This window comes from Noviherbaspirillum sp. Root189 (genome assembly GCF_001428545.1).
Classification (GTDB): Bacteria; Pseudomonadota; Gammaproteobacteria; order Burkholderiales; family Burkholderiaceae_D; genus Noviherbaspirillum.
Window position 1 is genome coordinate 46,594 of the sequence record NZ_LMHZ01000020.1, and the last position, 24,212, is coordinate 70,805.

Sequence of the window (24,212 nt, forward strand, 5' to 3'; positions counted from 1 at the left end):
GTCAAGCGGTTGAGTGCGGTGCATGACACCGGCAGCGAGTTTTTTCGAAGTTGCTACATCGAATCTGGATGCACGCAGAAGGCGTCCGCAAATGATTTGGACTTTGGTGTCGTTCCCACAGGAAGGCATCCCGAAACCCTGCTGTTATGCCCGCTCGGTGTGGTTCGGCGTCCATTGATAAACAAGTGGGTGTCACATGTAGAGGAAAACCATGTCGAAAAGCTTCATGCGCGGTGCTCTATCCGCCATCGCCGTCCTTCCTGCACTCGCGGCTGCGCCCGTGTTTGCTGCAGGCTCCGCGCCCCTTAATGTAGGTTTTGTCTATGTGAGCCCAATCGGTGAAGCCGGCTGGACGACACAGCATGACATCGCCCGCAAGGAAATGGAGAAAAACCTCAGCGGCAAAGTCACAAGCAAGTTCGTCGAAAACGTCCCTGAAGGCGCCGATGCGGAACGCGTGATTCGTGACCTCGCCCAGCAAGGCAACAAGCTGATCTTCACCACTTCGTTCGGCTACATGAACCCGACGCTCAAGGTTGCCAAGCAATTCCCCGACGTCAAGTTCGTGCATCTGACCGGTTACAAGACAGCACCCAACGTAGCGACCGCCAATGCGCGTTTCTATGAAGGCCGTTACCTCGCCGGCGTCCTCGCAGGCAAAATGACCAAGTCCAACGTGGCCGGTTACGTCGCCGCTTTCCCGATCCCTGAAGTCCTGCAAGGCATCAACGCTTTTACCCGCGGCATGCGCAGCGTTAACCCCAAGGCTGAAGTCAAGGTTATCTGGGTCAATAGCTGGTTCGATCCGGGTAAGGAACGCGATGCGGCGATCACGCTGATGGGCCAGAATGCTGACGTCGTGACTCACCATACCGATTCGACCGCCATTGTTCAGGCGGCGGAAGAGAAGGGCAAATACGCAGTGGCCTACCACTCCGACATGAAGAAGTTCGGTGCCAAGGCACAACTCGGCGCGGTGACCCATCATTGGGGCAAGTACTACACCAACGCCGCGCAACAAGTCATCGATGGCAAGTGGAAGTCGAGCAGTGTCTGGGGTGGCATCAAGGACGGCATGGTCAAACTGGAAGCCATCAATGACAGTGTGCCGAATGACGTGAAACAAGTCGTCGCGGCGGCGGAAAAAGATATCGTTTCCGGCAAGATCACGCCGTTCGACGGACCGCTCAAGGACAACGAGGGCAAAGTGCGTCTGGAGAAAGGTTCGCTGAACGATGAAGCCCTGAACAAGATGGACTTCTACGTTGAAGGCGTTGCGGGCAAGCTGCCTGGCAAGTGATCCATTAAAGAAGCTTAACGGGCAGAGAGGGAATATTCATCCTGCTCATTGTTAAAAGGCCTGCAGGAATGCGGGCCTTTTGCTTTTGCTTTTTCGGCAGCGCGAAGGTTGAGTTACGTAAGTACCAAACCGAAATCCCAACACTGCAACGATTATGGCAACTCTCCGGTGTGATAACTGGCTACTGCCATTGGGATATCGTTGAGATTGAAGGAGAGTTGACATGGGAAGTATCCCGGTATGGGCACAGGCGGGCCTTTGGGGATTTGTCGCAGGAGCAGCGTTGCTTATCGGGGCAGGTATTGCCTACTTTGTTAACGTGCCGCAGCGGCTCATTGCTGCCGTGATGGCATTTGGCAGCGGCGTACTGATCTCGGCACTGTCGTTTGAATTAATGGACGAGGCTTACCGGAAGGGTGGCTTTGATTCCACGGCGATCGGCTTCCTTGGCGGAGCGGCCGTCTACACCCTGGCTAACTGGGTGCTCGCCCGGCAAGGCGCGAAACATCGCAAGCGCTCTGGCAGCCAGCAGCCTTCCGAACAGCAAGATAGCGGCAGCGGCCTTGCCATCGCCGTTGGGGCTCTCCTGGATGGCATACCGGAATCCATCGTCATCGGACTCTCCATGCTTCAGGGCGGCGCCGTCAGCTTCGTCGCAGTGATTGCGATATTCCTGTCCAATATCCCGGAAGGTCTTTCCAGCGCGGCAGGCATGAAGAAGGCCGGGCGATCTGCCGCTTACATCTTTGGCATCTGGGGTGGCATTGCCGTTACGTCCGGCCTGGCAGCGCTGGTCGGCTATACGGTGTTCCAGGGCTTTTCCGAGGACGTGATTGCCGCCACGACGGCTATCGCCGCAGGCGCCATCCTTGCGATGCTGGTTGATACCATGATCCCGGAGGCGTTCGAAGAAACGCACAACTTCGCCGGCCTGATCACAGTCGCTGGATTTCTGGCGTCATTCGTATTAAGCAAGATGGGCGGATAAGGGGAACGATGAAGGCGCGATCCATCGCTGCCCGAAACGGGCATTTCGATCAGGCAATCCGCCTCGGCCTCCATCGGCCAGTCAGACCGAAACAACTCTAAAGGCTGGCCGGCGACGTAGCTTGCCTGGCCGAATTTCAATATTGCAACGATTCAAGCTTTATTGATCTACCGCAGAAACTTTATTTACAAATGGATGGAACTGCCGCAACCCCGCATGGACAAAGGCTAAAGTGCGTTATACTGTACGCATGAACAGTATGCGTGAATGCCTGAAATGCCAACAGGAAATGGCTTGAAAAGGCAGGCATGCATATCTTGAAGGATGCGCATGCATCTGTCTGGCGACAGGCTTCATACGGTCCTGTCGCCGTCGAACCGGGAGCTGAATCATGTTCAAAGCGGGTACTTGGGTAGGCGCAGGCCGCTGGCCAAACCAGAACTCTCATCCTGATCAATGGCACAAGCCACTGCGCGGACAGGTTATCGATTTCTGCGACGTGCGCGCGTGGGCCAATACCATACAGTTTCCCGAAGACGTGCCGCATGCCGGCGACGTAATGAGCGTTGCGCTGAGAATGAAAGCGCAAGGCACGCTGAACGGCCTGACGCCGGTATGCTGGGACTTTGTTACGCACCGGCGCGTGCTATGGGAAAAGACGGCCGCACTTCGCAGCTACGAAGACGATGTGCTGTTATGGAAAGCTGCAAAAGCCATGCGTGCCGATGAAATCCAGCATCCGCGCCGCCGCAAGCCGCGTGACATTCGCGAATTCCTTCCCGAGCAGCAAAAGCATCTGGCCCTGGCCTGATGCGTTGATCCTCACTTATTTTCTGATGCTAAGTCGCTGATGCTAAGTCATTAACGGCTCACGTGACTGATGATGCCGGACCCAGACATGGATGTCGGCTTCCGGTTTGGGACGGCTGAAAAAATAGCCCTGCAATTCATCGCAGCCGGCCGCCTTCAGCAGGCCGACATCGGCTTCACGTTCAACACCCTCCGCAACCACTTTCAGGCCCAGCGTGTGGCCGAGTCCGATGATCGCCTTGATCACCGTCAGGCTATGTGGTGCGCTATGCATACTGCTGATGAAGGACTTGTCGATCTTGAGCTTGTCGATCGGGAAACGGTACAGGTAATTGAGGCTGGAATAGCCGGTGCCGAAATCGTCCACCGATAGAGAAAAGCCAAGCTCCTTGATCGCATCCAGCGTTTCTATCGTGGCCGGCACGTTTTCCATCAGCAAAGATTCGGTCAATTCCAGTTCAATCTGGCTGGCATTGATCGGATAGGCGGCCAACGCTTCCTGCAAGGTGTCGATCAGGGTGCCGTCACGCAGTTGAACCGCCGACAGGTTGACCGAAATCGGGATCTGGCCAAGCCCTTGTTCGCGCCACTCGAGATGCTGCCTGCACGCTTCCTTGATGGTCCAGGCGCCAATGGACACGATCAGCCCGGTCTCTTCGGCAATCGGAATGAACTGTGCAGGATGCATCAGCCCTTCGCGCGGATGTTTCCAGCGCAGCAGGCATTCCATGCCGGCGATGCTGCCATCGCGCGCGAGCACGCGGGGCTGGTAGTGCAAGGCCAGTTCATCGCGCTCGATGGCGTGACGCAATTCGCTTTCGAGGTGCAGGTGACGGACGATGCGATCGTTAAGCTTTTGAGTGAAGAACTGGGCATTATTGCGGCCCAGTTTTTTTGCTTCATACATGGCGGAGTCGGCATTGCGCATCAACTGATCGATGTCGTTGCCGTCTTCGGGAAAGACCGACACGCCAACGCTGCACGATATATACAGTTCCGATCCTTCCACCTGGTGCGGCGTGCAAATCATGGCGATTAGCCGGTGATCGATGATGCGGGCGATTTCTTCCGCATCCTTGACGTCGTTAAGGATGACGACAAACTCATCGCCGCCGAGGCGGCTGACGGTATCGCCTTCGCGCACGGCGCTCAGTAACCGGGAGCCGACCGAGCGCAGCAGGCCATCGCCGATGTGGTGCCCCAGCGAGTCATTGATATTCTTGAAGCGATCAAGGTCGACGAACAGAATCCCGACCTTTGCGGATTTGCGCCTTGCCTGCTGGATCGACAGCGTAAGACGTTCCTCGAACAGGGCACGGTTTGGCAGCCCCGTCAGTACATCGTGATGTGCGAGGAACTGGATATGCTGCTCGTTGGCTTTGCGGTCGCTGATATCGAGCGAAATGGCGATGAAATGCGTGATATCGCCTTGCGCATCGCGCACCGCATTGACGACCAGCCAGGCGGGATAGGACACGTTGCGCTTACCCTTGATCCAGACCTCGCCTTGCCAGGTTCCTTTCAGCGTGGCCGTGTGGCGGATGCTTGCAAACAGTTCCCTGTCGTTATGGTCGGACAGCAGAAAGCCGGGACGCTTGCCCAGCAGATCGGACAAATCATACGAGGTGCTGCGGCAGAAAGCGAAATTGACCGACATCACCAGGCCGTCGGCATCCATCAGCACAATCCCTTCGGAAGAGGCTTCGAACACTTTTGCCCACAGTTCCAGCCGCGACTCCAGGGATTTGATCTGGCCGATGGGCGTAAAGGTGCTGATGATCGCTGGCACACCCTGATAAGCGACACGACGCGCGGAAATCAGTGTCCACTTCGGATGGGCACCGCCTTTCCAGCGGACCTCGAATTCATCGACCGCGCCAACGTCGCTCAAGCGCTGAAAGAATCGGATCCGGGACGCTGGTTCCATCCCGGTCTTCCAGGGATCGGTCTTCTGTCCGTCAAGCCACGCCTGGGCCGCCTGGTTTGCATGCAGGACCTCGTGATGCGGGATTGCAGTGACGAGCATGGGAATTGGCACGGAATCGACCAGCTCACGCTGCGCTTCCGCCGCACGCGCCTTGGCGACCAGTTCCTGCTGCTCGATGCGTTGACGGTCAAGCTGGTCGAGCATGCTGTTGAAGCCCGACACCAGTTGGCCGATTTCATCTTCACTGACCCATGCCGCCCGTAAGGTGTAGTCGCCGGAACGCCGTACATTCTCGGCGACGTTGGCAAGCTGGTGGATGGGCAGAGCAATCTGGCGAGCGACAAAAAATACCACCGACAGGATGACCATCAACAGCAGCGCAGCAGTACCGAGATGTATCCACATGCGACGGAACTCACTCTGGATGCGCGTCTGCAATAAGCGTTCGAGCTCGCCTTGCGATGCTTCCCATGCTTCACGCAATGACAGGATGGCATTCATGTAGGCACTCTCGAATTCCGTGCCTTCGGTGTCCATCGATGTTGCGTCGATATACGACTGCGTGGTCATCCGGAAACGGTCGAGGGCGGCATTCAATCTGGCCTGCGAGGCCGAAAGGTTCGTCTTCAGTTCCGGCGTACTCGCCGCGTAGGCTTCGTTGTAATCGCTTTGTATTCCTTTCACGATGGCGTCGAACCGTCCAGCAAGGATGAGAAATTGCGTCACCCATTTCTGGTGTTCCATCGGCAAGAGTGCGTTGTCCTGATACGCCTGGCGGCGCGTTGCGTGCAGCACTTCCAGCAGGTCCGGAAATCTCAGGACGACCAGGGACATGGTGTAGTAACTGTCGAGATCCGGGTCGAGGATCAGATTGGACTGGTTGCCAATACGTGTCAGCAGCGCCTTGCCCGTCGTCAAGGCCGTGGTATGGTCGGTCTGTATCGCGCGCGGCGAATTGGGCGCATTTGGCGGATCGAGCCCGCGAATTGCCTGGATGAATTCGGTATTCAGTTCGCTGGTACCCAGCACGTCGCCAAATTGCTGGTCCGCATTGGCGACCTTCTCAAGAGCAATTGCCTGAATAGGGCCTGCCGCACCCGGTTTCCCGTCTTCTCCCGCCATGCTGGAAAGCAGAGCATGACGTACTGCACTGATGTACTGGTTGCCGGCTGTTTCCTTTTCCGCAAAATTGATGGCAATGAACTTTTCGTGAATCAGAATTCCCGACACGAAAATAACGGCGGTAAGGTCGAGCAGATAAATCAGCGTGAGTTTGCGCCCCACGGTGAGCTTCCCTACAAACCGCGCAACCATGTTTTGCATACCGTCCCCAAACAGGGAATAAAATTTCTTCAATGCAATTGACGTGCCAATGTGCGGGGGCCGTATCGAGCCGTTTCGGCACCCGCGTTACCGAGAAGTTGGGGCGAAATGAATGGTCCTGCGATTCATCGGGCCTGATGTACTACCTTGGTGCATCGAAGCGAATACGGTGCCACGTCATGGTGCAGTGACATGCAGCGCCAGAAAGGTGCATGAGGTTCAGGTTTCGGCGTTGCACACGTCGTCAATAGCAACGCTCTTGGCTCCTCCAGCGCCATGCCAGTCAAAAAAAGCCATCGATTTCATTCGTTACGTTACAGGCCGGGATTGGTATTAGAACTCCTCCCAGCCATCAGCAGTCGTGGCGAGCGGGGCTCGCGCCGTTGGGCGCGTGGTTCCTTCCAGAGTGACGAGGACAGGGCTTCGGGAAACCTTTTCATGAACTGGCGCGACCCCAGTGTTCATCATCGGTACACCGCCCGTGGTCGACCGTAGCAAGGCACTGGCCGTGGTATCGGTATTGGAACTGACAGTGGCATCTGCATCCAGGCGAAAGCCAGATACCACTTCAACCAGCTTGCCTGCCTGGTCCTTCAGCGATTGCGCGGCCGCGGCCGCTTCCTCGACGAGCGCGGCGTTCTGCTGCGTAGCTTCATCCATTTGTTCGACCGCGAGGCTGACCTGACCGATGCCGCTGCTCTGTTCCTGGCTTGCCACTGATATCCGGCCGATCAGGTCGTTGACCAGGTTAACTTCCTTGACGATCTCATTCATTTTTGCGCCCGCCTGGTTAACCAGCAAGGAGCCGTCATGGACTTTGCCGACCGTATCGCCAATAAGGTCCTTGACTTCCTTCGCTGCGTCCGCCGACCGCTTTGCAAGGCTGCGTACTTCCGCGGCGACTACCGCAAAACCGCGGCCCTGTTCACCGGCACGCGCTGCCTCCACCGCGGCATTGAGCGCCAGGATGTTGGTTTGAAACGCAATGCCGTCAATCACCGCGATGATGTCGACAATCCGTCGCGAGGAATCATTGATCGCACCCATGGTGTTCATGACTTGAGAAACAATGATGCCGCCTTCGCCGGCGACTTTTGATGCATGGCCTGCGATTGCGTTCGCTTCGTGGGCATTGTCGGCGTTCAGTTTCACGGTGCCGGTGAGCTGCTCCATCGACGAAGCCGTCTCTGCAAGCGAGCTGGCTTGTTCTTCGGTGCGCGAGGACAGATCGACGTTGCCCGACGCGATTTCGTTGGATGCGGTCGCTACGGCGTCGGTCGCAACACGCACTTGCGCGACGATCCCGGCGAGCTTGTCGCGCATGGTCTTCATTGCATATAGCAGGCTGGACCGATCGCCAGCACGCAAATCGATGGAGGCGGCGAGATCGCCGTTCGCTATTTGTTCGGCGATCTGCACCGCGTAGGCCGGCTCGCCTCCCAAACGGGCAAGCAGCCTGCGTACGATCAGCGTGGCGGCAAAAGCACCGACTGCCAGCGCCATAAAACCAACGATTAGCAGCGTGATGCGGCTGCTGCGAGAGATCTCATCAATCTCGCGTGCCGATGCATCGATGCTCTTTCTTTGTTCAGCCAGGAGCCGGTTAACCGCATCGAGGTATTGCGCCGACGTCGGCAGGAACTGGTTCTCCAGAAGCGTGTTCGCCTCGAACAGGCTTGCATTGGCCTTGGCCTTGTCGATCTGGGCGCGTATGTCCAGATAAGCCTGACGTCTTTCCACGATCTCGCGAAACAGGGCCTTCTCTTCGGACGAGGACAGCATCTTGGCGATCTTCTGCTGGATTTCAGAAGAATCCTTGGTCGTGGCGGCAATCTCCGCTGCAAAGAAATCAGCCACCGAAGAATCGGTACTGACCGCGATGGCCGCAGTGCGCCGGACACCCGTGTGCACATTACGGTACCAGTCGCTCACCAGGCGTTCCTTGGCAAGCGGGACGCTCATCATGGTACGCGTCCTGGTGGCGACATCTTCCAGATACCAGAGGGATAGCGCGGTGGTAACAGCAAGGAAAGCGAGAACGAGGATAAACGCCAGGCTCATCTGGCGGCCAATGGTCATGTTGTTGGTATCGTTTTTCATGGGGCTCTACGGACGCAGGATGATCGGATGACCGCTGGTGTTGTAAAAAGCAAGACGTTTACACCGGGTTGTAATAAAGCAATGTGCGTGCCACTCAAAATGTGATGAGGGCGGAGTCAGCCTGAACCAAAACAGGGCAGCATGCGGCATGCTCGGTCGCGGATGTTTCGCGTGCGCTCGTCGTTGCGCAGGCGCGTCGCTTGGCGCGATCGCCGTCGTAATGATGTGACGTGTGGAGAGCGCCCGAAGCGCAGCCTCGCGTGGGTAAAGTTAAAAACAGCCGTTCCCTGCAAAACCCATATCGTCAGGGACGGCATCCAGGCATCATGCCGCCTTGCGTGTCGCGAGAGCCTGCTCCACCAGTGACAGGGTACGTTCCACCATCTCCCTGAATCGCGACATGTCCTCGGGTCTTTCACGGCGCTTCGCCAGCAATTCTTCCAGTTCGCCAGCGAATGCCGCCAGTTCCGTTGCGCCCACGTTGGCTGCCATGCCGCGCACCGTATGCACCGCCGATTTGGCCGTCATGTGGTCTCCCGCGCTGGCAGCTTGCAAGAACTGCATCAGGCTGCCGGAAAGGCTGGGAATCAGCATTTCCAGCACGCGGTGATAGAGGTCGACGTCGTTAGACAAGCGGTACAGCGTGTCGGCCGTATCGAATCCGGGAATGCTGATTGGGCCGCCATCCTCCGTTACCTCGGCTTCACCGCTCACGTCGTTTAAGTTCATGGATGCCGCCGTATCCGCAACAAATGCTGCGTTGTAGGCTACGCGTGCGTCAGCCGGTGTCAGCCAATACGCCAGCGTCCGGTAGAAATGCTCCGGATTGATCGGCTTGGTGATGTGGTCCTGCATGCCGCTGCGTACGCATTCCTCGCGTTCTTCCGCGGTTGCGTGAGCCGTCATTGCGACGATCGGCATGGCTGCAAAACGCTCATCCATCCGGATACGGCGGGTAGTCGCATGACCGCCCATTTCCGGCATCTGGATATCCATCAGTACCAGGTCGTACGCATGGGGTCCGCCTGCGAATACCTTATCCAGAGCAATGCGCCCATTCCCCGCTATGTCCACCTGCAAGCCGGTCGCTGCCAGCATTTCGCGGGCGATTTGCTGGTTGACCTCATTATCTTCCACGAGCAACACGCGGGCGCCGTCGAAGCGTGGCAAGGTACGCCGTATCGACGGTACCGACCGCGATGCGCCATCCTGGGCCAGGACATTCACAAATGTGTCGTGCAGACGAGACTGATCGATGGGTTTGAACAAGACCGCCGACACCGGCGCATTTTCAGCCTGGTGAATGACATCTTCACGACCGAAGGCCGTGATCAGGATAACTTTAGGCGGATAGGTCAAGTGGTCATTGGCGATCGCAGTAGCCAGCTCAAGCCCATTCATGTCTGGCATGCCAAGATCGGCCAGGATTAGGTCGTAAGGCGTCGTGGCATCGGCATGACGGATCGCAGTGAGCGCGGTGGCGGCATCTTCGGTCGCATCCGCATGCAACTGGAAACCCTCTACCAGATCAGTCAGGATTTGCCGTGCCGCCGGATTGTCGTCAACAATCAGCACGCGACAGCCGAGCAGGCGATCAGGCAGGCCGGGAAGGGCTGTCGTGGTCAGCGCCCCCAGGCCAAAACGCAGGCTGAATCCAAAGGTCGATCCGGCGCCGGCCTCGCTGTGCAGCGACATGGTGCCGCCCATCATTTCCACTAGCCGGCGGCTGATGGCCAGGCCCAGACCCGTCCCGCCGTATTTACGCGTGGTCGACTCGTCCGCCTGACTGAACGCATGGAATAACCGCGACTGCTGCTCGGGTGACATGCCGATACCGGTATCTTCCACTTCAAAGCGCAACTCCACGCCGTCGGGATTGCTGCTGAGTACACGACAGCGCAACTGGACCTGACCGGCTGGCGTGAACTTGATGGCATTGCTCATCAGGTTGACCAGGATCTGCCCTAGCCGCAACGGGTCACCGTTAAGATGCACCGGCACGTCTTCCGCAATATCGAACAGATAGCGCAAGCCTTTCTCGCTGGCACGCTGGCTGGTCACGGTACTGACGTTGCCGAGCACTTCGTGCAGAGAAAAGTCAGTGGTCTCGATGCTCAGCTTGCCGGCCTCGATCTTTGAAAAATCCAGGATGTCATTGATGATGCCAAGCAGCGAGACCGCGGCACGATGGATCTTTTCCACATAGTCGCGCTGCTTGCCGCTCAGCTCGGTACGCAGGGCCAGGTAAGCCATGCCGATGACGGCATTCATCGGCGTACGGATCTCATGGCTCATGTTGGCGAGGAAGGCCGATTTCATCCGTGACGCTTCTTCAGCCCCTTCCTTGGCAATCTTGAGGGCGCGCTCATGTTCGCGTAATTCTTCATTGATGCGCGAGAGTTCGGCGGTGCGTTCCTGCACGCGTTGCTCCAGGATACGCTCGGACCGTTTCAGGCTGTCCACCAGTTGTTGTTGCGCGCTTTCCTTTTCTCGCCTGACCTGGTTGAAACGATCCGCTAGCGCCAGGGAAAGCAGCAGCATTTCCAGCGCCGATCCGATTTGCATGCCGTAGACGGTAAGGAAGTTCGGAATGCCCTTGACGCCGTAGCTGCGCAGCGCCGTCAGCACCGCTGCGAATACGAGGCAGCTGAAGGCCAGCAGGAAAAATCGCGCACTGCGCTGTCCGCGTAGTTTGCAGACCACGCCGACGATCAGGGCCAGCAGCATGTTGGCCGCATCGACCGTGATGCCGGTGGCAATCATCTTGTGATAAGGCAGGAACCAGAAGCCTGCCATCTGCACGATATTGAGCACGAGGAAGCCGCGCATCACCCTGTCCAGCCACGGTACCGTATCGTAGGTCGATAACAGGCGACGCTGGAACAAGAGCAAGGTAAAGCCGGTCAGGCCAAAGCCGATCATGGACGAAATCATCGACCAACCCGGCGATTCCGGCCACAGGAACTGGAATCCAATGCCGCTGAATGCCACGATCGACAACGCATTGGCGGCGACGAACAGCACGTAATACAGATAGGTGCGGTCGCGCAGTGAAGCAAACAACAGAAAGTTGTAGAGTCCCAGCGCAAGCAGCATGCCGAAATACAGTGACTGACCGATATATTCGCGCAGGCTCTGCTGGTTGAACACCGCTGGTTCCCACAGTTTGGCGGGAATATCGAGCGAGGTGCCCGAAGCCGCACGCAGGTAGTAAGTACCTTCGGACTTGCTGGCCAGGTGCAGCGGGAAAACGAAATTGCGATGGTTGACGGGTCGGTGAGAAAATGGCAGCGAGTGACCGGTTTCGATCCTTTCGTAACCCTGTTCGCCAGGGACAAAGAGCTGGACCGAATGCAGGTGGGTAAATGCAACCTCAAGCAGTCGTTCGTGGTCTTCGCCGGATGCGTTTGCAAAGGTAATACGCAGCCAGATCGCCGAGCGGCGCAAGCCAAAGTTAAGGGAATCGGTCTGCTGCAGCGACGGTTTGAATCTGCCCGCCATTTCGGGCGTCCGAATGTCGTCGATGGTCCACTTTTGCTCCTCGTCCTCCAGGACATCCCAGTGCGGCGTCAGATTGACCGGCTTGCCAAGGGCCGTATCATCGACCCGCAGTTCGCCCGCCCGACCCGCCGCAACGCTGACAGCCAGCAGTATAAAAACGCTCCAGTATCGCAGCCAACGTTGTCCGAGGCTCATCCGCTTCACCCACGCTTATGATTTGACGGGACACAAACGTCCCAATCGTAGCAGCATACCGAAAATTACCAATTGATTGCATATCGGCAACGATATTTGTAAAAAAAAGTTACCATTTCCTGTTAGAAATAAAATAACATCGCGACATTCCATACGACGTTCGGCCCCAAAAATGCCGGTAACAGGGAGGATAGATGAGCAAGGAATGTCAGCATCAAGCGGTCATCGTTGGCAGCGGTTTCGGCGGTGCGGTCATGTCTGCACGGCTTTCCAGAAAATGGCCCGGAGCCGTTCTGCTGCTGGAGCGCGGCAAGGAATACCCGTTGGGAGCCTTTCCCCGCAGTCCCCATGATCTGGCCGACAATGTCTGGTGCCCGGACGGTGACGCGGTCCGCAGGCCGCGGGCGGTAAGGAACCGCAAGGCCCGGCGCGGTCATCTTACCGGGATGTTCGACATCCGCCATTTCAACAAGATTGATACCGTCACGTCGGCGCTGTATGGCGGCGGTTCCCACATTTATGCCAATGTTTTCCTGCGCCCTCCGGCGGCTGTCTTTGAACAGGGATGGCCGCAGGGATTGCGACGCGAACGACTGCTGCCCTATTACGACGTGGCGCAGCAGGTATTGGGGGCTCGCCCCGTTCCGCCTGCCAGCGGTCCTGAAGATCGTCGTTACATCAAGCGTACCGAGCAGTTCCAGGCGTTTGCCCGCGAGGCAAAGCTGACCACGCGGCTGGCCGATATCGCTGTCTATTTCGGTAACGACTATACCTATAAGCGCAACGGCGCGGCCTTGCCGCTCGGTGTGCAGGAAGCCAACCGCTACGGCGCACTGCAGACCTCCTGTACCTATTGCGGCGAATGTGATATTGGCTGCAATGTGCAGGCAAAGAATTCGGTGGATCACAATTATCTGCATGTCGCCCGGCATCGCTACGGCATGGCGGTCCGTACGCAGTCGGTGGTGGAGCGTGTCGTGCCGCTGAATGCCTTGCACGAAGACGATCCGGACTGCGACGGGCAGTTCGGATTTCGTGTGTACTTTCGCGATATCCGCCTTGGTAAAACGCATGCCGTCACCACCCGGCGCGTGGTGCTGTCGGCCGGTACACTGGGCACCACCGAACTGCTTTTCCGGTGCCGCGACATTCATCGGACACTGCCGCGTGTGTCTTCGCGTCTCGGGCAGCAATTCTCGGGCAATGGCGACTTTCTTTCTTTTGCCATTGGCGGCAAAAAAGAAGTGAATTCCACCTATGGCCCGGTGATCACGCAGTACACAGACCACCACCTGTTTGAAAACCTCGACCGCAAGCAAGCCTTCCTGCTGGAAGACGCCAGCTATCCCACGCAGGTTGGCTGGGCAACGGCGGCGCTCAGCCCCATGATGAATCCTTTCCAGAGGATCTGGCAAAGCGCCCGGCAAATGCTGGCGTATATATTCGATCGTTATTACCCAGGGCGCAAGCAAAGCAGCGTCGGTTTCCTGGTTCAGAAATTGTTTTCGCACGACTTGTCGCAATACAGCGCGGTACTGCTCTGCATGGGGCTGGACAATGCAAAGGGCGTTCTCAGCCTGAACAAGGATGGTTACCTCGATATCGACTGGCCCCAGGAAAGCAACCGCCCGCTATACGACGCCATTCTGCAACTCGGTGAGCGCTTTACCCGCTTCATCGGCGGCAAGCATTTCCTTCCCATGCCGACCTGGTTGTGGCCGGTCAAAAATAATGTGACGGTGCACCCGCTCGGTGGCGCGGTGCTTGCCGATTCGCTGCAACAGGGTGTGGTCAGCGCTTGCGAAGGCAGCCGTGGACAGGTGTTTGGCTACCGGAATCTGTATGTCGCCGACGGCTCACTCGTGCCGACCGCGCTGGGCGCCAATCCGGTGGCGACCATTACCGCTCTGTCCGAATGGATTGCCGAAGAACTGACCGGCATGACGCCGGACAGCGACCTTTAAAGGGGGAGTGTTCATGCACGATATTCAAGCGCAGAAGGCGGCCGCAGGGACGACAACACCCGCGGCCGGTGAACTGCACGATGTCAAGATTCGCTTCGCCGAAGTCATGAAGGGCTATGTCAGCGCCGAGGCGACGACTTTTTCAGATGGCCATGACGACGGCAAGGCCGCAGGGCATGCGCTCGCATTGCATGTCACGGTCGCCATCGAAGATCTTGGCGCATTCCTCTCACAGGCTGAGCACGCCGGCACGCTCAGCGGCCATATCGAATGCGCGTTGCTGGGTGGGGTCTGTCCGGTGCAGTCCGGCACTTTCCGGCTGATGCCGGACACCGCCGACCGCGACCGCAAGGTCATGTATTACCAGGTGTATTGCACCACGCCGCAAGGCGAGCCGCTTACCTTCATCGGCAACAAGCAGGTCCAGCATGATGCGCCGCTCGATACCTGGAAGGACACGACCACGTTGTTCGTCAACGTCTTCCACGGGCATATCGATCCCGCCGAACCATCGCATGGCGAATTATGGGTAACCGGGATCATCAGTCTTGGCCTCATGGATTTCATGCAAGTCTTGCGCGGACTGCGCGCAACCGATGCGAGTGGTACGACCAGTGTCGCGGGTCTGGTGGCCTTTGGCCGGTTTTTTGCAGGCAAGCTATGGGACGTTTATGGGCCGCATCTCCCGCCGGCACCCAGCCAGCCGCAGCGGCGCTATGCCAGATTCACGACTGAAGGTGTTACGGGTGCCGAGATCAGCACGCATCCCTTTCTCACTGCGGACGGTCTGCGGCTGGAACTGACCCGCTTTGCACGGTCGCCTTGCGACGATGTGGTGTTGATCATGCATGGGCTGACCAGCTCCTCGGACATGTTCATCATGCCCGAGCACCAGAATCTTGTGCAGACCCTGCTCGATGAAGGCTATGGTGAAGTCTGGACACTGGATTACCGCGGTAGTTGCCGCTTTCCGTATAACCTGGCACGCACCCCGTATACCTTTGACGATATCGCCTTGTTCGACCATCCGGCGGCGTTGCATGAACTGCGCCGCCACATCGGTCCGCAACGCCGCGTGCATGTCATTGCGCATTGCGTCGGCGCGCTGACCATGGCGATGAGCCTGTTTGGCAAGACAGTTGGCGGCATCAGCAGCGCCATTCTGAACAGCGTCGCACTTACGCCTTATGTCCCGAAATGGTCGCAATACAAGCTTGCCATCGGCCCCTGGGCCTCCGACTACCTGCTGGGTATCGATTATTACAATCCGGGCTGGCGGCGTGAGCGCGGTTGGTCGATCGGCAAACTGCTGGCCTTGAGTGCCGATTTCGTGCATCAGGAATGCGATTCGCCGGAATGCCACATGCTGAGCTTCATGTGGGGCAGCGGCAGGCCGGCACTGTTCAACCATGCCAACATGCTGCCGGTGACGCATGACCGCCTTGGCGATCTGTTCGGCGGTGTCGGCGTGCATTATTACCGTCACATACACAGAATGGTCACCAGCGGCCACCGCGCCGTGAAGTTCGATCCTGACAACACGCGCTATGCCGCGCTGCCGGACGACTATACCAGCGATGTCGCGGATATCCCGACACCCATCCTGCTCATGCAAGGCCAGGACAATCATGTGTTTGCGGATTCCAATATCCGCTGTCATGACATGCTGGAGAAGTTGGTTCCGGGCCGTCATCGCCTGCATGTGGTTCCCGGATATGGCCACCAGGATATCTTCATGGGCAAGGATGCGGCGAACGACGTGTTCCCGCATCTGATTTCTTTTTTGCGCGAGCATAGCCATGACTGATATGTCGGACATATCGAACATGAATGCAGAGGCCAGGCCAGCGTTACCGCCCGGTCTGGTGCTATGGCCCGCAGGTACTGCACCTTCCAACCGGCTCTGTGTGCTGATCAGCGATATCCATTGTACGGATTGCACGGTCGGCAACCAGACCGCGTCGGAGACCGACTGGCAATTGTTTTTCGAGCAGATGGAATTTGCGGTCTGTAATCCCGGCGATAAGGCTCATCCTTCCTCCGCGCACCGGGTCGATGAACTGATGCTCATCCTCAATGGCGACATTGTCGACCTGATACGCAGCAGCAAATGGGCGCAGGCCGGCGTCTATCCGTGGCAGCGCGACGATCCGCGATTCGGCGAGATCGTGCTCGACATCATGCGCGACATCGTGCGAATCCATGCGCATAAGCGGCCGAAAGATAGCAGCCAGCCGTACTCGGGCTTCTTTTACTGGATGCGCAAGAGCCTGGCGATATTGCACCGGAGTGGCGTGCGCGTCAGCATCATTCCGATTGTCGGCAACCACGACAAGGAACTGCAAGTAGTACCCGATGCGCGGCAAATGTTCTACGAAGAATGTCTTGGGCTGACGGCACTCGATATTCCCGACAGCTATCGCAGGTGGGTTGCGGCACAACTCGGTACGTCCCCGGATGAGCTTTATCCCAGTCTGCCTTTTTATGTGGCGGACATCGGCATGCGTTTGCTTGCGACCCACGGTCAATGGCGGGATGCCGATAATTCGCGCGCCACATCGGGCTGGCGGCCGGGCATGGGCTGGACTCCCGATGTCTGGCGGAAGGAAAGCTACCGTGCCTTCAGCGACCCGTGTTTTGGTGACACGGTGGCCGCAGGCATGCTGTCGCACTTCATCTGGTGTACCGAGCAGCGTATCGACCCTTCGATACCGGGCGCGCCGCGCGTATGCAACCTGCTTGATGAAATGGATCTGTATCGTCCTTCGATTGCGGCCGTCGTGCGCCTGCTGAGTGAGTCGCGCCGCCTCGCACGGCGCGACCCGAAAGCAAAAGGATTGCATGCACAGGTCCTGCAATGCTTTCGCGAAAGTCTGGTGGGGTGGCTGGCGCAGAAAGCGACTTGGGACAGTGCGATGGGCACTACCAAGATGGGGCTGTATGTACTGTGGCTGCTGACCAAGCCGAAATGGTACTGGCTCGATATTTCGCTGATGCGGTTGATGGCAAAGGTGCAAGAGCCGGAATCAAACATCACCGACAAGGATTTACTGGGATTGCCGGCCTTTGGCGATGGTTACCGTGAACTCGGATTGCGCCTGCATGTGGAAGGACATACCCATGTGGCGTTGGAAGCGGATGTGCAATTTCAGTCGCTGCCGGACGGACGCAACAACTACACGTACGTCAATCTTGGCGCGTGGCGCGACGCAATTCTGCGCAAGCGTAGCCGCGGCTTCCGACGGCGCGGTATCGGTCGCGCACTGTTCGTCTTCGATCTGGCCAGGCTGCCAGCCAGCGAAGACGCGTATCGTTTTTATGCGCGTGACATGATTTGCTGGAGCGATCGGCTCGATAGCTGGTAATGCAGAATGATGGTCAAAATATCACGCCGGCGCTGATACGTTCATGTTCTGGTGTGCTGCTGCGGCGCACCATTCAAGTTCACCATTGTGGATGCCGTTATACCTGTCAGGAGCGCCTGTTCATGGCCGCATGCATGGATCGGCTTCGCCGGCAAGCGCCGGGCGCGACACACACGAGGTGAAATGATGAGTATCAGCGTCACGTTCAACAGCTCGCACAGGGTGCTGCTGGGATCTGACTTCTTTATGGCCCGGCGCCCCGTGGTTGATCGCTCCCAGCGTCTGGTAGCACACGAGCTGATGTTCAGCGATGCGGTGCGGGACAATCGTGGACCCTTTGTCGGTGGAGAAGAGCAGCCGGCCAGTGCATCTGTCATCGCCGATGTGTGCGAGTACGGCCTGGCGCGCGTCATTGGTGATCAGGTTGGGATTCTGTATATCGATGCCGAAGCCTTGATGAGTGACATTTTCGGTTTTCTGCCGCCGCAGCAGATCATCCTTGAACTCGCCAACATGCCGGCATGTACGCCGGCGATACTTGAAAGGTTATCCGCGCTTCGCGGCCAGGGTTTTCGCCTTGCGCTCACGCTCAATGCGGAGATGCACGAGATTGCGCCGCTGCTGCCGCTGATCGAAGGTGTGCGCGTGGACGTCAGCCACCGCACCGATGAAGAGCTTGCACCGATCTGCAGCATGTTCAAGGCGCATGGCAAGATGCTTCTGGCGGAACATGTTGAGTCGATGCAGTCCTTCCGGCGATGCGCAGACCTTGGATTCGATTTCTTTCAGGGTTATTTTTTTTCAGAGCCGCAAATCCTTGCTGGAAAGAAGTTGTCGGCATCCCAGTTGTCTGTCATTGAACTGATGGCGTTGCTCGCATCGGACGCCGATGACGCACTGATTGAGCACAGTATCAAAGGCGATGTGGCGCTTGGCCTGAACCTGCTGCGCTTCGTCAACACACCGGCCATCAGCGCGCACCGTATTGAATCACTGCGTCAAGCCCTGATTGCCGTCGGCCGTAACCAGTTGCAACGCTGGCTGCAAGTGCTGCTGTATGCGGAAGGCGGGATCGATGGCAGTGCGGTGGTCCCGTTGATGGCGCAAGCAACGACACGCGGGCGCCTGATGGAACTGGTGGCGCAGAAGCTCAGACCGGGAAATCGAAGCATCGCCGATACGGCTTTTACCGTCGGCATCATGTCCCTTATGGATACGCTGTTTTCAATGCCAATGACAGATATCCTCAAACAAATTCCTGTTGTGGACGAAGTGGCGGCAGCGTTGCTGCATCGTGAAGGATACTTCGGCAAGTTGCTGGCAATGGCTGAGCAGACGGAATGGCGGCAGCGCAATAATGAACAGCTCCTGCAGTCAGTGGCCGAGTTAAATCTCAGCTGCAACGATCTGTACCTCCTCCAGCTGGCGACGTTCGAGTGGAGCGACAAGGTGACAAGAAGCGCGCACAAGTAACGTCATCCTGGTTCATCATTGTTGTTGCTTGTGTCGCGGCGACCGATGGCTACTTCCGTGACACGTAGGGATTGCCTTCAATGTAAAACCGCAATTCCGCCTCGGCCCACTCCTTGGCATAGGCAACGCCGATGCGTGGCCGGGCAACGATATTGACCGCATCTGCCAAGGGCGCATCGGCGATGTAAAAGCTGTTACTCAGCAAATCATGGCCGTTGAGCGTCCTGTCGATGCCAAGCGCGCGGCACAGCAGGCCGGGCCCCTTGGTGTTGCCCTCGACATGACGCACCGGCTCGATCGCACGCAACAGAACCGCCGCGCCATGCCCCTCCTTGTCGGTCACCACATTCATGCAATGATGCATGCCATAGATCAGATATACATAGGCATAACCTGGTGGACCATACATGATGGCGGTGCGTGGCGTGATGCCTTTCGAGGAATGCGATGCCAGATCGTGTGCGCCAATATAGGCTTCCGTCTCGACGATGCGGCCACATCGCTCCACGCCTTCATGAACATGCACCAGATGCTTGCCCAGCAGGTCGCGCGCAACGGCTATCGTGTCACGGGCGTAAAAACTGCGGGGCAAGGTGCGCTGCGGTTTCATCTATGGTTTCATCTATGAAGCACCCGCATTACCAGGTATCGATGAACGGACGTTTCTTGCCGTTGCGGACCTGTGGCGCCGGAGCGGAACGCAATCCCCGCATCAGCCAGCGCCGACTCTCCGCAGGGTCGATGACTTCGTCGATTTCAAGAAAGGATGCCATGTTGATTGCCTTGCCGCTTTCATACGACCCCGCCACCATCTTGTCGAACATTGCTTTACGCTCCGCAGGGTCGGCAATCGCTTCCAGCTCCTTGCGATAGCCGAGACGTACTGCGCCTTCCAGGCCCATCGCGCCGAATTCTCCACTCGGCCAGGCTACCGTAAAGAAGGGTGCATGGAAACTGCCGCCCGCCATGGCTTGCGCGCCAAGACCATATCCCTTGCGCAGCACAATCGTGAAGAATGGAACGTCGATGCTGCCTGCGGTCACAAACATACGCGAGACATGCCGGACCATCGCCGTTTTTTCCGCATCCGGTCCGACCATGAAACCCGGCGTATCGCAGAGAGAAACAATTGGCAGGTCGAAGGCGTCGCACAGCTGCATGAAACGCGCAGCCTTATCCGCTGCGTCCGCATCGATCGCACCGCCAAGATGCACCGGATTATTGGCCAACAGCCCGAATGGTCGACCCTCGATGCGTATCAGGGCCGTAATGATGCCGGTGCCAAACTGGTGCCGAAGTTCCAGCACCGAGCCGGTGTCGGCAATGGTGTCAATCACGGCGCGAATGTCATACACGCGCAAGCGGTTCTCGGGAATCAACTGGCGCAGCCGGCGCTGATCGGGACATTCCCATTCACTGACCGGCCCCTGAAAATATGACAGGTATTGCTTCGCCACATGCACTGCTTCCTGTTCGTCCTTGACTACGACGTCGATCACGCCGTTGGGACCCTGCATGCTGACGGGACCGACTTCCTCGGGCTGGTAGACGCCTAGTCCGCCGCCTTCGATCATTGCCGGGCCGCCCATGCCGATGGTGGCATTCGCGGTCGCGATGATGACATCGCAGCAGCCCAGGAACGCTGCATTACCCGCGAAGCAGCGACCTGACACGATGCCGACGCGCGGGACCAGTCCGCTCAGCCGTGCAAAGTTAATAAAAGACATGACATCAAGGCCCGCCACCAGCATGGCATCGGTATCGCCAGGGCGGCCGCCGCCGCCCTCGGCAAACAGCACGACCGGCAGCTTCCATTCCTGCGCCAGCTGGAACATGCGGTCTGTCTTCTTGTGATTCATCATGCCCTGGGTACCGGCGAATACGGTGTAGTCGTAGGACATCACCATGCAACGCGATTTCTGCTCATCGAACAAGCTGCCATTGACGCTGCCGATGCCGGCAACCAAGCCGTCGGCAGGGCTGATGGTGATCAGTTCTTCGAGCGAGCGCCGTCGGCGCTGGGCGGCAATGGCCAGCGCACCATATTCGATAAAGCTGTCTTCATCGCACAGGTCGGCGATGTTTTCCCGCGCGGTGCGTTGCCCGGTCTTGCGGCGGCGCGCCACGGCATCGGGGCGCCGCGCATCGAGTCCGATCGCATGCCGTTCACGCACTTCGGCAAGATCGGCGCGAACGTGATCGAGATTCACGTCGCTGTCTTCCGCATCTGCCGCGCTGCCGACTTCGGCAGGCTCGATGTACAACAGTGGTTGTCCGTTGAATAAGACATCGCCTTTTTGCACGGCGATGAGGCGCACGATACCGCTCGTGTCGGCCGTGGCAATGTGTTCCATCTTCATCGCTTCCAGCACCGCAATCTGCTGGCCGGCATGGACAGTATCGCCAACAGCGACATCAACCGCGACGACAGAGCCCTGCATCGGCGCGGGAGCCGGAACGGTATTCGGCGGCGCTGACGGCCCTGTCCGGGACGTCGCGATATCGGCTGCGCCGCCGCCATCGCGGCTGACATACAGTTTGCGATGCGTCTCGTCCTGCGGCAGGAGGGCGGCCATGTGGTCTTCGACGAAGCGCGTATACACCCGGTTGGCAACGACGTCGGCATGTGTCAGCAGATTTTGCAGAAAGCCGATATTCGTTTCGACACCCTCGATGCGGAATTCGGACAGGGCGCGGTATGCTTTTCCGAGTGCCTCATTAAAACGCGACGACCCGTTCACCGTAATCAGCTTGGCCAGCAACGAGTCGAAACTCGGGCTGGTCTTGTATCCGGAATAACCGAAGCTATCGACACGCACGCCCGGCCCCGATGGCGGTTCAAAGACTGACAGCAATCCGCCTGATGGCAGGGCGTTGCCTTCGGCATCCATGGTCTCCATGTTGATCCGCAACTGAATCGCGATACCACGCGGTGCAGGGATCATGTCTTGCGATAAACCGAGTTGCGCAAGTGTCTCGCCGCCGGCAATCCGCAATTGCGTCTTGACCAGGTCGATGCCCGTCACTTCCTCGGTGACGGTATGTTCAACCTGCAAGCGCGGGTTGGCTTCCATGAAGGTGAAGCGTGCATCGTCTCCCGTGTGTCCTGAGTCTTCCGAGTCTTCCGCATCGACCAGGAACTCAAACGTTCCGAGGCCGCGATAGTTGACTGAACGCGCCAGCCGTATTGCCGCATCAAGAATGCGCTGCCGCAGCGCCGGCGACAGCGACGGGCTGGGCGCAATTTCCACGAGCTTCTGATGACGCCGCTGCAATGTGCATTCACGTTCCCACAGATGGCTGACCTGGCCGCTACCGTCGCCAATGATCTGGACCTCGATGTGCCTGGCCCGGCGTACCAGTTCTTCCGCATACACGTCGCCGTTGCCAAAGGCTGCAAGTGCTTCGGACTGACAGCGGGCATGGGCGGCGGCGACATCGTCGGCAAGCTGCACGACCCGCATGCCGCGTCCGCCGCCACCGGCCAGCGCCTTGATCATGATGGGACGCTGGTCGCCCAGCGATGCCATGAAGGCCCGGACCTGTTCCAGTGTGGCACTGCCTTCGGTACCCGCGACCACCGGCACGTGCTGCTGTTGCGCCTGCATCCGCGCCCTGGCCTTGTCGCCAAACAGGTCGAGCACGTCAGGTTGCGGACCGACAAAGACCAGGCCGTGTTCAGCGCATTGCCGGGCAAAGCGCGGGTTCTCGCTCAGGAAACCATAGCCGGGATGTACCGCGTCGCACCCGGTCTCCTTGGCTGCCGCAACGATCTGATCGATATCGAGATAGGCGGCCGCACCCTTGCCGCGCAGCCCATGTGCCCGATCGGCCTTGCGCAGATGAAGAGACGCGACGTCATCTTCCGAATAGACAGCTACGGTACGGATGCCAAGTTCGGCCGCAGCTCGCGCGATGCGGATGGCGATTTCGCCACGATTGGCGATAAGCAGGGTTGTAATAGTCATTCTGGTTTTTATATTGAGAGTCAGGCTCCGGCAGGGCGGCGCATCTTGCATTCGGTAGGCAGGGCAAGATTCTTCCCTTCCACCACGGTGTCGGTGCGGAAGCCGTAATTGGTGCCTTCCACACCGAATTTAACGGTCTTGCCATCGACAGGCGCAACGGTTGAGACAGTTTGCGGCAACAGCAATTGATGGTCTTCCTTGCGCATCGTGACATCGCCGACGATGGACGGGTAGGTCATGTCTTCGAGCGCGAGTGCAATCTTGACCGGCGATGTCGAATTGGCCTTGTTGATGGCAGCCGCCACCATTCGTGGCGTCAGGTCCATACGCGGCGCGAGAAATGGCTTGTTGAATCGTTGCTTGTAAGCGGCGGCCACAGGAGCGACCTTCGGACTCTCGACATTCTGGTGCCATTCACCAACCCATGTCAGCTGGCCGAGTTTGGCCTGCGACACCGCAAAGACCGCACCAGGCAATGCGCCCGCACTGTGGTTGATGAACCGGAGATTCATGCCGGCATCCGCTGCCGCCTTGATGAACAGGGTCAGGTCGCCGCCCCAGTTACCGGTGATGACCATGTCCGCGCCACTCGCCTTGATCTTTGATACGTACGGAGAAAAATCCTTGACCTTGCCAATGGGATGAAAATCTTCACCGACAAATTGCACATCAGGCCGCGCACCGGAAAGCATTTCCTTGCCCAGCTTGGCCCAGACACGGCCGTGCGCGTAATCCTGGTTGAGCAGATAGACTTTCTTGATGTCCTGCTTCTCCGTCATGAAACTGGTCAGCGCCTTCATCTTCATGGCGGTGTTGGCTTCGGTGGTGAAATGCCAGAAGCTGCAATGCTTGCCGGTGAGATCGGGATCGATGGACGAATGATTGACGATCAGGATCGCCTTGTCCGGGTTACGGTCGTTGTGCTTGTTGGCAGCTTCCACCATGGCGCTGACAGCCGAGGAACCGGAGCCGCCGGTAAAGACCACACGTGCGCCAGCATCGATGGCTGCCTGTAATGCAGTCAGGCTTTCCTGCGCCGACAATTTATTGTCCAGTGTCATGAGATCGAGCTTCACACCATTCAACACGCCGCCCTTGGCATTGATGTCTTCTATGGCAAAGCGGATATGCGAAAGCATCAGTTCGCCGACATCGGCAAACGGTCCGCTCAAAGGATCGATGAACGCCACCTTCAGCGTATCCTGTGCCGACGCCAGGCCGCTACTCATCATGCTTGCCGCGGCGAGTGAGATTCCTATCAATGCCTTTTTCATGACTGTCTCCTTCATTGTTCTGGT

13 protein-coding genes are annotated in these 24,212 nt (G+C 58.0%); 7 read left to right on the forward strand and 6 right to left on the reverse strand.

The genetic code is table 11. From position 1 onward, the window contains the following. Nucleotides 1–211 precede the first annotated feature (211 nt). The 3 genes from ASE07_RS13500 to ASE07_RS13510 all read left to right on the forward strand — a co-directional run bounded on the left by ASE07_RS13500 (nt 212) and on the right by ASE07_RS13510 (nt 3,099). Nucleotides 212–1,300: a BMP family ABC transporter substrate-binding protein gene (locus ASE07_RS13500; protein ID WP_442946072.1), complete on the forward strand. Its 1,089-nt coding sequence runs from the start codon at nt 212–214 to the stop codon at nt 1,298–1,300. A 223-nt stretch (nt 1,301–1,523) separates the two neighbouring features. Further along, nucleotides 1,524–2,288 carry a ZIP family metal transporter gene (locus tag ASE07_RS13505; RefSeq protein WP_057291361.1) on the forward strand — a complete coding sequence of 255 codons (765 nt, stop codon included), beginning with the start codon at nt 1,524–1,526 and terminating at the stop codon, nt 2,286–2,288. A gap of 391 nt (nt 2,289–2,679) precedes the next feature. Next, nucleotides 2,680–3,099 carry a hypothetical protein gene (locus ASE07_RS13510; protein ID WP_057291362.1) on the forward strand — a complete coding sequence of 140 codons (420 nt, stop codon included), beginning with the start codon at nt 2,680–2,682 and terminating at the stop codon, nt 3,097–3,099. Nucleotides 3,100–3,141: 42 nt separating this feature from the next. Here ASE07_RS13510 and ASE07_RS13515 read toward each other — a convergent pair whose 3' ends face one another. The 3 genes from ASE07_RS13515 to ASE07_RS13525 all read right to left on the reverse strand — a co-directional run bounded on the left by ASE07_RS13515 (nt 3,142) and on the right by ASE07_RS13525 (nt 12,144). Beyond that, nucleotides 3,142–6,348, reverse strand: coding sequence for an EAL domain-containing protein (locus ASE07_RS13515; RefSeq protein WP_082584136.1), 3,207 nt, complete (start codon nt 6,346–6,348; stop codon nt 3,142–3,144). 333 nt (nt 6,349–6,681) lie between these two features. Beyond that, a complete protein-coding gene (locus ASE07_RS13520) occupies nt 6,682–8,448 on the reverse strand; it encodes a methyl-accepting chemotaxis protein (RefSeq protein ID WP_082584137.1) in 1,767 nt (588 codons plus the stop codon). Between the two features lie 324 nt (nt 8,449–8,772). Continuing rightward, nucleotides 8,773–12,144, reverse strand: coding sequence for a hybrid sensor histidine kinase/response regulator (locus ASE07_RS13525; protein WP_057291363.1), 3,372 nt, complete (start codon nt 12,142–12,144; stop codon nt 8,773–8,775). A gap of 194 nt (nt 12,145–12,338) precedes the next feature. Between ASE07_RS13525 and ASE07_RS13530 the strand changes: the two genes are divergently transcribed. From ASE07_RS13530 to ASE07_RS13545, 4 genes are all read left to right on the forward strand, one after another. Then, a complete protein-coding gene (locus ASE07_RS13530; protein ID WP_057291364.1) occupies nt 12,339–14,108 on the forward strand; it encodes a GMC family oxidoreductase N-terminal domain-containing protein in 1,770 nt (589 codons plus the stop codon). Between the two features lie 13 nt (nt 14,109–14,121). Further along, nucleotides 14,122–15,915, forward strand: coding sequence for an alpha/beta fold hydrolase (locus tag ASE07_RS28085; protein WP_082584138.1), 1,794 nt, complete (start codon nt 14,122–14,124; stop codon nt 15,913–15,915). Then, on the forward strand, nt 15,908–17,473 hold the full coding sequence (locus ASE07_RS13540) for a hypothetical protein (RefSeq protein ID WP_156396613.1): 1,566 nt from the start codon (nt 15,908–15,910) through the stop codon (nt 17,471–17,473). The genes ASE07_RS28085 and ASE07_RS13540 overlap by 8 nt, the downstream gene beginning before the upstream one ends. A gap of 183 nt (nt 17,474–17,656) precedes the next feature. Beyond that, the gene (locus ASE07_RS13545; protein WP_057291366.1) at nt 17,657–18,946 is read left to right on the forward strand and encodes an EAL and HDOD domain-containing protein; all 1,290 of its coding nucleotides are present in this window, start codon (nt 17,657–17,659) and stop codon (nt 18,944–18,946) included. Between the two features lie 49 nt (nt 18,947–18,995). Here the strand turns inward: ASE07_RS13545 and ASE07_RS13550 are convergent, their stop codons facing one another. The 3 genes from ASE07_RS13550 to ASE07_RS13560 are packed head-to-tail and all read right to left on the reverse strand — an operon-like array spanning nt 18,996 to nt 24,188. Further along, a complete protein-coding gene (locus tag ASE07_RS13550; RefSeq protein ID WP_057291367.1) occupies nt 18,996–19,556 on the reverse strand; it encodes a DNA-3-methyladenine glycosylase in 561 nt (186 codons plus the stop codon). A gap of 28 nt (nt 19,557–19,584) precedes the next feature. Beyond that, nucleotides 19,585–22,914: a carboxyl transferase domain-containing protein gene (locus ASE07_RS13555; RefSeq protein WP_057291368.1), complete on the reverse strand. Its 3,330-nt coding sequence runs from the start codon at nt 22,912–22,914 to the stop codon at nt 19,585–19,587. A gap of 20 nt (nt 22,915–22,934) precedes the next feature. Then, nucleotides 22,935–24,188, reverse strand: a complete 1,254-nt coding sequence (locus ASE07_RS13560) for a branched-chain amino acid ABC transporter substrate-binding protein (protein WP_200960937.1) — start codon at nt 24,186–24,188, stop codon at nt 22,935–22,937. Nucleotides 24,189–24,212 lie beyond the last annotated feature (24 nt).

Excerpts from the sequence above, each read along its gene's own strand:
- ASE07_RS13510 (WP_057291362.1), top strand. The coding sequence starts at position 2,680 with ATGTTCAAAGCGGGTACTTGGGTAGGCGCAGGCCGCTGGCCAAACCAG.
- ASE07_RS13560 (WP_200960937.1), bottom strand. The coding sequence starts at position 24,188 with ATGAAAAAGGCATTGATAGGAATCTCACTCGCCGCGGCAAGCATGATG.
- ASE07_RS28085 (WP_082584138.1), top strand. The coding sequence starts at position 14,122 with ATGCACGATATTCAAGCGCAGAAGGCGGCCGCAGGGACGACAACACCC.
- ASE07_RS13515 (WP_082584136.1), bottom strand. The coding sequence starts at position 6,348 with ATGCAAAACATGGTTGCGCGGTTTGTAGGGAAGCTCACCGTGGGGCGC.
- ASE07_RS13545 (WP_057291366.1), top strand. The coding sequence starts at position 17,657 with ATGATGAGTATCAGCGTCACGTTCAACAGCTCGCACAGGGTGCTGCTG.
- ASE07_RS13505 (WP_057291361.1), top strand. The coding sequence starts at position 1,524 with ATGGGAAGTATCCCGGTATGGGCACAGGCGGGCCTTTGGGGATTTGTC.
- ASE07_RS13550 (WP_057291367.1), bottom strand. The coding sequence starts at position 19,556 with ATGAAACCGCAGCGCACCTTGCCCCGCAGTTTTTACGCCCGTGACACG.
- ASE07_RS13500 (WP_442946072.1), top strand. The coding sequence starts at position 212 with ATGTCGAAAAGCTTCATGCGCGGTGCTCTATCCGCCATCGCCGTCCTT.
- ASE07_RS13530 (WP_057291364.1), top strand. The coding sequence starts at position 12,339 with ATGAGCAAGGAATGTCAGCATCAAGCGGTCATCGTTGGCAGCGGTTTC.
- ASE07_RS13525 (WP_057291363.1), bottom strand. The coding sequence starts at position 12,144 with ATGAGCCTCGGACAACGTTGGCTGCGATACTGGAGCGTTTTTATACTG.
- ASE07_RS13555 (WP_057291368.1), bottom strand. The coding sequence starts at position 22,914 with ATGACTATTACAACCCTGCTTATCGCCAATCGTGGCGAAATCGCCATC.
- ASE07_RS13540 (WP_156396613.1), top strand. The coding sequence starts at position 15,908 with ATGACTGATATGTCGGACATATCGAACATGAATGCAGAGGCCAGGCCA.
- ASE07_RS13520 (WP_082584137.1), bottom strand. The coding sequence starts at position 8,448 with ATGAAAAACGATACCAACAACATGACCATTGGCCGCCAGATGAGCCTG.